This is a genomic window from bacterium (assembly GCA_036524115.1).
In the GTDB taxonomy this organism is placed as follows: domain Bacteria; phylum JAUVQV01; class JAUVQV01; order JAUVQV01; family DATDCY01; genus DATDCY01.
Genome location: DATDCY010000172.1, coordinates 1 through 9,667 on the forward strand (window position 1 = coordinate 1; position 9,667 = coordinate 9,667).

The following is a 9,667-nucleotide window of genomic DNA, read 5'->3' on the forward strand; positions in this document are numbered from 1 at the left end:
CCCGTGGGTCCCGTCGCGAGCCCGCGCATCCGGCGCGCGATCGTCAGCAGGTTGCCCACCCGCCGCCCGAGGACATCCGCCAGCTGGCGCCGCCGGGACTGCGGGGGCGCGAGCCGCACGGGCGCCCGCAGCACGTGGGCGAGGGCTCCGGCCGTGAGCGCTTCCACGCACGCCGGGGAGGGGCAGACCCAGGCGCCGCGGCCGGGCAGCCGTCCCTCGAGGTCGAAGCAGGCGTCGCCCTCCGGGTCGCGCACGATACGGATCATCTCCGCGCGCGGGCGCCGCCGCCGGCAGCCGAGGCACGTGCGCCCGGCATCAAGGTCCCGCCGGCCCATCAGGCGCATCCCCTTCCGCGGCCTCGGCCGCCGCCGGGCCGTCGACCTCCGTGCGGCTCTTGATGTCCACCTCCCAGCCGAGGAGCTTGGCCGCGAGCCGGACGTTCTGGCCCTTCTTGCCGATCGCCAGCGAGAGCTGGTCGTCCGGGACGACCGCGAGCAGCGCGTGCCGGCCCTCGTCGACCTCCACGCGATCAACGAGCGCCGGCGCCAGCGCGTTCACGAGAAACGCGCGCACGTCCTCGGCGTACGGGACGATGTCCACCTTCTCGCCGCGCAGCTCGCGCACCACCGATTGCACGCGCGAGCCCTTGACGCCGACGCAGGCGCCGACCGCGTCGACGTCCTTGGCCGTGGAGAGCACCGCGATCTTGGCCCGCTCGCCCGGGTCGCGCGCGGCGCCGAGGATCTTCACGAGCCCCTGCCGGATCTCGGGGACCTCGAGCGCGAAGAGGCGCACGAGGAACTCCGGCGCGGTGCGGCTGAGGATCACCTGCGGGCCGCGGATGGTGCGGCGCACCTCGAGCACGAAGGCCCGGATCTGATCGCCGCCGCGGTAGGACTCGCGCGGGATCTGCTCCTTCTTCGGCAGCACCCCCTCGGTCTTGCCGAGGTCGACGAGCAGGTCGCCCTTCTCCTTGTGGTGCACGGTGCCGGTGAGGATGTCCCCCTCGCGCCCCTTGAAGTCGTGGTGGATGTGGTCGCGCTCGGCCTCCCGCACGCGCTGCACGATCACCTGCTTGGCGGTCTGCGCGGCGACGCGCCCGAAGTCGGCCAGGTCGGTGAGCGCCTCGACCTTCCCGCCGAGCTGCGCCTCCGGGTCGATGGCCCGCGCCGCCGCGAGCGGGATCTCCGCGAGCACGTCCTGCGGGCGCTCGACGACCGTCTTCATCACGAGGATCTCCAGGTCGCCGGTGTCCTGGTTGAGGCGGACCCGCAGCTGGCCGTCCTCGCCGAGGCGCTTGCGCGAGGCCGAGATCAGGGCGGTCTCGAGCGCCTGGACGACCTCGGCGCGGTCGAGGCCGCGCTCGAAGCTGATCTGGTCGATGACGTGCATCAGTTCACGGTTCATGCGCCGATCCCCCTGACTCCGCCGCCGGCGAGGGCCTGCGGCCGCGCAGCAGCGCCGCCCAGTCGACCTCCGGCCGTGCGGCGGCGATGTTCGAGAACTCGATCTCGACGGGCGCGCCCCCGTCGGGCTCGAAGCGCACCAGCCCGCCCTCGACCGCCAGGAGCCGCCCGGTGAGCTGCCGCCGGCCGTCCGCAAGCGGGGCGAACGTCTTGAGGCTCGCGCGCTCGCCCACGTGGCGGGCGAAGTCCTCGAGGCGCTTCCACGGCCGGTCGATGCCGGGGGAGGAGACCTCGAGGTTGTAGCGGCCCGGGAGCACCTCCGCGACCTCGAGGGCGGTCTCGATGGCCCCGCTCGCCGCCTGCAGCTCGTCCACGGTCACGCCGCCGCCGGGGCGGTCCAGCGTGAAGCGCAGGATCGGCGCCTTGCCGGGGCCCGTGAGCGTCACATCGAGCAGCTCGAGCCCGAGCCCGGCGAGGATCGGCGTCGCGATCTTCGCGGCGGCCTCCTCGGCCTGCTGACGGCGCGACATGGCTCAAGCCTCCCTTTCAAAAAAGAAAAATGGGCTTCGGGAAGCCCATTCCTTCGCCTCGATATCGCCGTGTCTGGCTAACCGATGAATGATACCCCGCCCAAGGGGCGGAGCGCAAGGGCAATCCGCCGGCGCGAGCGCCTCCGGCCGCGCGGCGGCCGGGCCTTTAGGCGGCCGGGGCGGCGAGGGAGAGGCGCTGGATGCCGAGCGCCAGGCCGCTGCCCGGGGCGACCTCGACGACCGCGCCCTGGAACTGGGCGGCGCCCCTGGCGGTCTCGAAGCGCTCGGGCAGGCCGGTGAGGAACTTGCGCACGACGATGTCCGGGTCGACCCCGATGACCGACTCGACCGGACCGGTCATGCCCAGGTCCGAGATGTAGGCGGTGCCGCCGGGAAGCACCCGCTCGTCGGCGGTCTGCACGTGGGTGTGCGTGCCCACGACCGCGCTGACCCGGCCGTCGAGAAAGCGCCCGAAGGCGATCTTCTCGCTGGTGGCCTCCGCGTGGAAGTCCACGACGCGCACCCGGGCCTCGCCGGCGAGCGCCTCGATCTCGGCGAGCACGCTCCGGAAGGGGCAGTCGAGGTCGTTCATGAAGACCCGGCCCGAGACGTTCAGCACCGCGACCTTCGTGCCGTCGCGGGCGGTCACGACCACCGAGCCGTAGCCCGGGGCGCCAGGCGGGTAATTGAGGGGACGCAGGAGGCGGTTCTCCTTCGGGATGTAGCCGAGGACCTCCTTCTTGTCCCAGATGTGGTTGCCCGAGGTGATCACGTCGACGCCGAGGCGCAGCAGGTCGGCGCCGGTCTCGGGGGTGATCCCGAAGCCGCCGGCCGCGTTCTCGCCGTTGGCCACCGTCAGGTCGATCCCGTGCGCCTCCTGCACCTTGCGCAGGTGCGTCGCCAGGGCCTGCCGCCCCGGCTTGCCGACGACGTCCCCGATGAACAGGATCTTCATCGGACGCAGGACGGTGCCGCTCGAGGAACCGTCTGACGAGGCCGAAGAAGGCTGCAGATGCAAGGCGGGCGACGATCCGGCGACTGAGGCGACCTCGTGGTCGCCGCAGGGAGGCGGGAGGAGCCCAACGCCGCAGATGCGGCCTTATCCGGCCTCGTCACTTCGCGTAGTCGACCGCGCGCTTCTCGCGGATGACGGTGACGCGGATCTGCCCCGGGTAGGTGAGCTGCTCCTCGATCTTGCGGGCGATGTCGCGCGCGAGCACGACGGTGTCGCCGTCGCTGACCTGGTTCTCCTGCACCATGATCCGGATCTCGCGCCCGGCCTGGATCGCGAAGGCCTTCTCGACTCCCCGGAAGGAGTCGGCGATTTCCTCGAGCTTCTCCATCCGCTTGACGTAGGCCTCGAGGACCTCGCGGCGGGCGCCGGGGCGCGCCGCGGACAGTGCGTCGGCGGCGGCGACGAGCACCGCCTCGACCGTGCGCGGCTCCTCCTCCTCGTGGTGCGAGGCGATCGCGTTGATCACCTCCTCGCTCTCCTCGTAGCGCCGGGCGACCTCGGCGCCGATGATCGCGTGCGGCCCCTCGGTCTCGTGGTCCAGCGCCTTGCCGATGTCGTGGAGCAGGCCCGCGCGCCGGGCGAGCTTGACGTTGAGCCCGAGCTCGGCGGCCATGATCCCGCAGAGGTAGGCCACCTCGCGCGAGTGCTTGAGGATGTTCTGCGCATAGCTCGTGCGGTACTTGAGCCGGCCGATCAGCCGCACGATCTCCTGGTGCGCGTTGTGCACGCCGAGGTCGAACATCGCCTGCTCCCCGGCCTCGCGGATCGCCTGGTCGGTTTCCTTCTTGACCTTCTCGACGACCTCCTCGATGCGCGCCGGGTGGATGCGCCCGTCCGCGATGAGCCGCTCGAGCGAGATCTTGGCGATCTGGCGGCGCACGGGGTCGAAGGCGGAGAGGATGACGGCCTCGGGGGTGTCGTCGATGATCAGGTCGACGCCCGTCGCCGCTTCGAGGGTGCGGATGTTGCGTCCCTCGCGGCCGATGATGCGTCCCTTCATCTCCTCGCTCGGGAGCGGCACGACCGAGACGGTCGACTCCGCGACGTAGTCGCTCGAGTAGCGCTGGATCGCGGTGCTGATGATCTCCTTGGCCTTCTTGTCGGCGATGAGGCGCGTCTCCTCCTCGGCGCGGCGGATGGTGCGCGCGGACTCGGCCTTGACCTCCTCCTGGAGGCTCTCGAGGAGCTGGCGGCGGGCCTGCTCGGCCGTCATGCCGGCAACGCGCTCGAGGCGCACCTTGGCCTCGTCGACGAGCCGGCCGATCTCCTTTTCCTTCTCGCCGAGGCCCTTCTCGCGCTCGGCGAGGCGCCCGTCGCGCTGGTTGAGATCGGACTCCTTGCGGTCGAGGAGGCTCACCTTGCGCTCGAGGTTCTCCTCCTTCTGGTCGAGGCGCTTCTCGACCGACGCGAACTCCTGGCGCTTCTCGCGCGTCTCCTTCTCGAAGTCGGCCTTGGCGCGCAGCAGGTACTCCTTGGCCTCCAGCGCCGCCTCCTTCTCGCGGGTCGCGGCCTTGGCCTCTGCCGCCTCGACGATCGTGCGGGCCTCGCTCTCGGCGGCGCCGATCTTCTTCTCGGCGACGGACCGGCGCGCGAGCCAGCCGGCGAGCACGCCCGCGGCGAGCGCCGCCAGGGCGATGATCACTGCGATGGGCATCTGCACGGGTGACATGTCACCACCTCCTTGTCGGTGAACCGCCGGGTGCGGCGCGGATCACGCGGTCTTCGGTGACCACGAAGTCCATCGGGACGTCGTGAGGTCCGGTCGGGACGCGCTCGAGGACCTGCGCCTCGAAGGCGAGCCCGACCTTCAGGGTGCCGGGGGCGGCGTCGGCGAAGGCCCGGTCGTAGAATCCGAGCCCGTAGCCGAGGCGCCCGCCCGCGGGGTCAAAGGCCAGCCCCGGGACGAGGAACAGGGGGATGGCCGCGGTGGGCAGGAACCGCGCCGTCTCGCGCGGCGGCTGGGGGATGCCGAAGTGGTTGGGGACCAGCTCGTCGAGGGAGCGCAGCTCCGCGAACGAGAACGGATGCACCTCGCCGTGGAGATGGACCGGGACGGCGACCCGCCGCCCGGCGGCCAGGAGCGAGGCGATGAGGCCCATGGTCTCGACCTCCTCGCGGAAATTGACGTACGGGCAGACGATCGACGCCGACCCGAATCCGGGGAGGGTGCGGCACGCGGCGGCGATGCGGGCGCTGCGCGCGGCGCGGTCGGCCGGCGCGATGCCGCGGCGCGACTCCGTCAGGCGGCGGCGCAGCGCGCTCTTGTTCTCGGGGGCGACCGGTGGCTGGTCCATGGTGGCGCGGCACGCGGGCCGGGCTGAAGACTTGGGCCGGAATCTGCGCGCAGGCGTTGCGACGGAGGCCCGGACGCCGGCCGGGACCTCGGGGAAGGGCGGTGGGGCGTCTAGGCGGATGCGATCGCCGGCGAGAGGAGCGGCAGAGCCGCGCCCGGACGCGCCGGATGACCTGATCCCGCTTTCACCCTGCAGGCCCCCGGCGCCGTGCCCGTTCGCACGGAATGCCCCCCGAAGACCTCATTGCCACCGCTGCTGCCCATGTGCGAACTCTGCCGCGTTCAGATCCGGTGCCGAAGCTGCCCGAATCCTTGCTGTCCTTGTCCTTTCGTTGAGCGTTTCCGCCTCTATGTCAACGGGCCGCGTCCGCGGCCCGGGTCCGTCGAAAAGCCCCCGCGAAGGTGCCGTGTGGGCAAAAATGGTCTCGAACCAAAAGGTCCAAGTGGGAAGGCAGCAGGGCGCGTAAGGCTTCCCGCACCAGGTACGGGCCTGCTCAGGGCGCCCATCGTTTGCCTCCCCGTGCCATTCTCTGTTGGTTCGACAATTTTGTCGCCCAATCACGAACACCGCAGGGGCACGGCCTTACGGTGACCCGAGTATAGATTCGGCGAGAGGGAAAAGGCAAGCGCTTCGACAGCGCGCGGCCTCAGGCGCCGGCGGCGGTATCGCGTGGGGGGGCGAGCAGCGCGTCGAGGCGCGAGACGAGCGCCTCGACGCGCGATGCGTCGGCCGCCGCGGGCCCGGCGCACTGATCGCGCAGCCGGAAGAGCTCGTCGGCGATGTGCAGCGCCGCGAGCACGGCGATCTTGCTCGTGACGACCACCTTCCCCGATGCGGCCACCTCGCGCATGCGCTGGTCGACGTGGCGGGCCAGTTCCTCGAGGCGCGCGGCGGACTCCGTCGTGCGCAGGGGATACGTCTCCCCGTAGATCCGGACGGTGACGTGCTCGTCGCTCACCAGGAGACCTGGTCGATTTCCCTGATCAGCCCGCTGATGCGCTCGCGCACCGCGGCCCGTTCGGCGCGCAGGCGGGAGATCTCCTCGAGCAGCTGCTCGTCGGCGGGGGGGCAGTCCTTCGACGCGGGGGAGAGCGGCGGCGCGACGCTCTGGCGCTCGGCGAGCTCGCGCTCGAGCCGCGCCACCTCCCGTCTCAGCCTCTGGACGAGGTCGGCCACGGCGTCGACGCGGTCCTCAAGGATGTCGATGGATGCCGCCACGTCAGGAACGCTACCTCAGACATTACTTGATGTCAATTGAATACACGCGCAATATCAAGGGGTTGATTTTGAATGCCAAGAAACAGGCTGATGCCGGATGACCTCGGGGGAAGTTTCAACACATCGGCAGGACGAAAAAAAATGGCCCGCGCATCATCCGCGATGCGCGGGCCACAGACGGCTTTCCGTGCTAGGCGGCGCTCTCCTTGGCGATCGCGGCAAGGCGGGAGAATGCAGCCTGGTCGATGATCGCCAGTTCGGCGAGGACCTTGCGGTTGATCTCGATCCCGGCCTTCTTCAGCCCCGCCATGAAGCGGCTGTAGGAGAGGTCGTTCGCGCGCGCGCCTGCGTTGATGCGCACCACCCACAGGCCCCGGAAGTCCCGTTTCTTCGCGCGCCGGTCGCGGTAGGCGTACTTGCGCGCCTTGTCGACCGCCTCGGTGGCCGGCCGCAGGAGGCGGTGCTTGCCGCCCCAGTAGCCCTTGGCGGCCTTGAGAACCCTCTTGCGTCGCTGCGGGGTCTTGGGCCCGCCCTTTGTCCTCGGCATCGCTTGGTCTCCTTCGTCCTAGAACTTGTACGGGATCAGCTTCCTGATGTTCTTGGCGTCCGCGGCATTGACCGTGTCGGCGAGGCGCAGACGCCGCTTGCGCTTGCGGGTCTTGGTCGTCAGGATGTGGCTCGCGTAGGCCTTCGAGCGCTTGATCTTGCCGCTCTTGGTCGTCAGGAAGCGCTTGGCCGCCGCGCGCTTGGTCTTGATCTTAGGCATCCTTGGCATCCTCCTCGGGCTCAGGCTCGTGCTGGGCGGCGCGGACCACGGACTCCGGGAAGACCGCGCCCGGTTTGACAACGAGATAGACATACATGTTGCGCCCCTCGAGGCGGGGCGGGTTCTCCGGCGCCGCGTAGGGCGTCAGGTCGGCGGTGAGACGGTCGAGTATGGCCTTGCCGAGGTGGGTGTGCGCCATCTCGCGCCCGCGGAACATGATCGTGACCTTGACGCGGTGGCCCTGCGAGAGGAAGCGCAGGACGTGGCCCTTCTTGAAGTCGTAGTCGTGCCCCTCGATCTTCGGGCGCATCTTGATTTCCTTGATCTTGATGATGCGCTGGTGCTTCTTCGACTCCTGCGTCTTCTTCGCCTGGCTGTACTTGTACTTGCCGAAGTCGAGAATGCGGCAGACCGGCGGGACGGCGGTGGGGGCCACCTCCACCAGGTCGAGGTCGCGGTCCCACGCCGCCTGGATGGCGTCGTTGATGTTCATCACCCCGAGCTGGTTGCCCTCGTTGTCGATCACCCGGACCTCCCGGGCACGGATCTCGCGGTTCACCCGCTGCTGGACCGTCGCCGTAACGCTCATGCCACCGTCACCGTTCGCTGACCCCCTTGTTCGTGGAGTAACCCGAGGAACGCGTCGAGCGGGAGGGCACCGATGTCGCCCTCCTCGCGGCGGCGGACGCCGACCGTGCCGTCCGCCTGTTCCCGGGCGCCGAGTATAGCCATGAAGGGCACCTTCTGCAACTGCGCTTCGCGGATCTTGTAGCCGATCTTCTCGTTGCGCAGGTCGAGCTCGACGCGGTGGCCGGCGGCGCGGAGGCGCTCGGCGACGGCGCGCGCGTAGTCGTCCTGCGCATTCGTGATCGTGAGGACGGCGACCTGCACCGGCGCGATCCAGAAGGGGAAGGCGCCCGCGAAGTGCTCGATGAGCACCGCGATGAAGCGCTCGATCGAGCCGAGCACCACGCGGTGGATCATCACCGGGCGCTTCTGCTGCCCGTCGGCCGCGACGTACGTCAGGTCGAAGCGCTCCGGCAGGGTGAAATCGCACTGGATCGTCGCGCACTGCCAGGAGCGGCCGATCGCGTCCTCGAGCTTGACGTCGATCTTCGGGCCGTAGAAGGCCCCGTCGCCCTCGTTGATCTCGTAGGCGATGCCGGCGGCGTCCAGCGTCACGCGCAGCGCGTTCGTCGCCAGCTCCCAGTCCGCGTCGGAGCCGATCGACTTCTCCGGGCGCGTCGAGAGCTCGAGGGTGAAGTTGAACCCGAACATCCCCATCACGTCGCGGATGAAGCCGAGCACGCCCTCGATCTCGCCCCGCAGCTGCTCCGGGGTGCAGAGGATGTGCGCGTCGTCCTGGGTGAACTCGCGCACGCGGGTCAGCCCGTGGAGCACGCCGGACTTCTCGTGGCGGTTGACCGTCCCCAGCTCGAAGTAGCGCAGCGGCAGGTCGCGATACGAGCGCAGCTGGGACTTGTAGATCATCATGTGCGAGAGGCAGTTCATCGGCTTGATGCCGTAGCGCTGCTCGTCGATCTCGGTGAAGTACATGTTCTCGCGGTAGTTGTCGTAGTGCCCGGAGCGCCGCCAGAGCTCCTCGCGCAGGATCCGCGGCCCGAAGACCATCTGGTAGCCGCGCTTGAGGTGCTCGCGGCGCTCGAACTCCTCGACCAGGTAGCGCAGCAGCGCGCCCTTGGGGTGCCAGAGCACCATGCCCGGCCCGACCTCGTCGGAGAACGAGAACAGGTCCAGCTCGCGGCCGATCTTGCGGTGGTCGCGCTTCTGCGCCTCCTCGATCCGGTGCAGGTAGGCCTCGAGCGCGGCCTTGTCGGGGAAGCTCGTGCCGTAGATCCGCTGGAGCATCCGGTTGCGCTCGTCGCCGCGCCAGTAGGCGCCGGCGATCGAGAGCAGCTTGAAGGCCTTGATCTTCCCGGTCGAGCTGACGTGGGGCCCTCGGCACAGGTCGGTGAAGCCCCCCTGGCGGTAGAGCGACACGGTCGGGTCGTGAATCGCCTCGATCAGTTCGGCCTTGTAGACCTCGCCCTTCTCGCGGAACGCGCGCAGCGCCTCGTCGCGCGGCACCTCGCTGCGCACGAACGGCGTGTTGGCCTTGACGATCTCGGCCATCCGCTTCTGGATGCGCTCGAGGTCCTCGGGCGTGAACGGTTTCTCGACGTCGAAGTCGTAGTAGAAGCCGTCCTCGATCGCGGGGCCGATCGCGAGCTTGACGTCGGGGAAGAGTCGCTTCACCGCCTGCGCCATGACGTGCGACGTCGAGTGACGGATGACGTCGAGCGCCGCCGGATCCGAGCGCCGCACGACTTCGAGCGGGCCTCCGCTCTCGTCGACGGGCGTGTGGAGATCCACGAGCTGCCCGCCGACCTTCACCGCCACCACGTCGTCGTCGAGCTGCTTTCGCTCGGCGAGGATCT

General features: G+C 69.8%; 12 protein-coding genes and 1 other RNA gene. All 13 read right to left on the minus strand.

Translation table 11 applies throughout. From position 1 onward, the window contains the following. Positions 1 to 335: YlxR family protein (locus VI078_08235; GenBank protein ID HEY5999274.1), on the minus strand; the 335-nt coding region annotated here is incomplete at its 3' end. After that, complete coding sequence (nusA, locus tag VI078_08240; GenBank protein ID HEY5999275.1) at positions 316 to 1,407, minus strand: transcription termination factor NusA; 1,092 nt, start codon at positions 1,405 to 1,407, stop codon at positions 316 to 318. The genes VI078_08235 and nusA, both read right to left, overlap by 20 nt. Then, complete coding sequence (rimP, locus tag VI078_08245; protein HEY5999276.1) at positions 1,397 to 1,936, minus strand: ribosome maturation factor RimP; 540 nt, start codon at positions 1,934 to 1,936, stop codon at positions 1,397 to 1,399. Before rimP ends, nusA begins: the two co-directional genes overlap by 11 nt. Before the next feature lie 166 nt (positions 1,937 to 2,102). Then, positions 2,103 to 2,891, minus strand: coding sequence for a TIGR00282 family metallophosphoesterase (locus VI078_08250; protein ID HEY5999277.1), 789 nt, complete (start codon positions 2,889 to 2,891; stop codon positions 2,103 to 2,105). A gap of 157 nt (positions 2,892 to 3,048) precedes the next feature. Next, a complete protein-coding gene (rny, locus tag VI078_08255; GenBank protein HEY5999278.1) occupies positions 3,049 to 4,620 on the minus strand; it encodes a ribonuclease Y in 1,572 nt (523 codons plus the stop codon). Between the two features lies 1 nt (position 4,621). Then, the gene (locus VI078_08260) at positions 4,622 to 5,245 is read right to left on the minus strand and encodes a 5-formyltetrahydrofolate cyclo-ligase (GenBank protein ID HEY5999279.1); all 624 of its coding nucleotides are present in this window, start codon (positions 5,243 to 5,245) and stop codon (positions 4,622 to 4,624) included. A gap of 386 nt (positions 5,246 to 5,631) precedes the next feature. Next, positions 5,632 to 5,823: non-coding RNA, 6S RNA (gene ssrS / locus VI078_08265), on the minus strand. A 68-nt stretch (positions 5,824 to 5,891) separates the two neighbouring features. Further along, positions 5,892 to 6,203: a cell division protein ZapA gene (locus tag VI078_08270; GenBank protein HEY5999280.1), complete on the minus strand. Its 312-nt coding sequence runs from the start codon at positions 6,201 to 6,203 to the stop codon at positions 5,892 to 5,894. After that, positions 6,200 to 6,463 carry a cell division protein ZapB gene (locus tag VI078_08275; protein ID HEY5999281.1) on the minus strand — a complete coding sequence of 88 codons (264 nt, stop codon included), beginning with the start codon at positions 6,461 to 6,463 and terminating at the stop codon, positions 6,200 to 6,202. The genes VI078_08270 and VI078_08275 overlap by 4 nt, the downstream gene beginning before the upstream one ends. Before the next feature lie 190 nt (positions 6,464 to 6,653). Next, positions 6,654 to 7,010 carry a 50S ribosomal protein L20 gene (gene rplT / locus VI078_08280; protein ID HEY5999282.1) on the minus strand — a complete coding sequence of 119 codons (357 nt, stop codon included), beginning with the start codon at positions 7,008 to 7,010 and terminating at the stop codon, positions 6,654 to 6,656. Positions 7,011 to 7,028: 18 nt separating this feature from the next. Beyond that, positions 7,029 to 7,229: a 50S ribosomal protein L35 gene (rpmI, locus tag VI078_08285; protein ID HEY5999283.1), complete on the minus strand. Its 201-nt coding sequence runs from the start codon at positions 7,227 to 7,229 to the stop codon at positions 7,029 to 7,031. Beyond that, the gene (infC, locus tag VI078_08290) at positions 7,222 to 7,818 is read right to left on the minus strand and encodes a translation initiation factor IF-3 (protein HEY5999284.1); all 597 of its coding nucleotides are present in this window, start codon (positions 7,816 to 7,818) and stop codon (positions 7,222 to 7,224) included. Before infC ends, rpmI begins: the two co-directional genes overlap by 8 nt. Further along, positions 7,815 to 9,665: a threonine--tRNA ligase gene (gene thrS / locus VI078_08295; protein HEY5999285.1), complete on the minus strand. Its 1,851-nt coding sequence runs from the start codon at positions 9,663 to 9,665 to the stop codon at positions 7,815 to 7,817. The genes infC and thrS overlap by 4 nt, the downstream gene beginning before the upstream one ends. Positions 9,666 to 9,667: the final 2 nt, after the last annotated feature.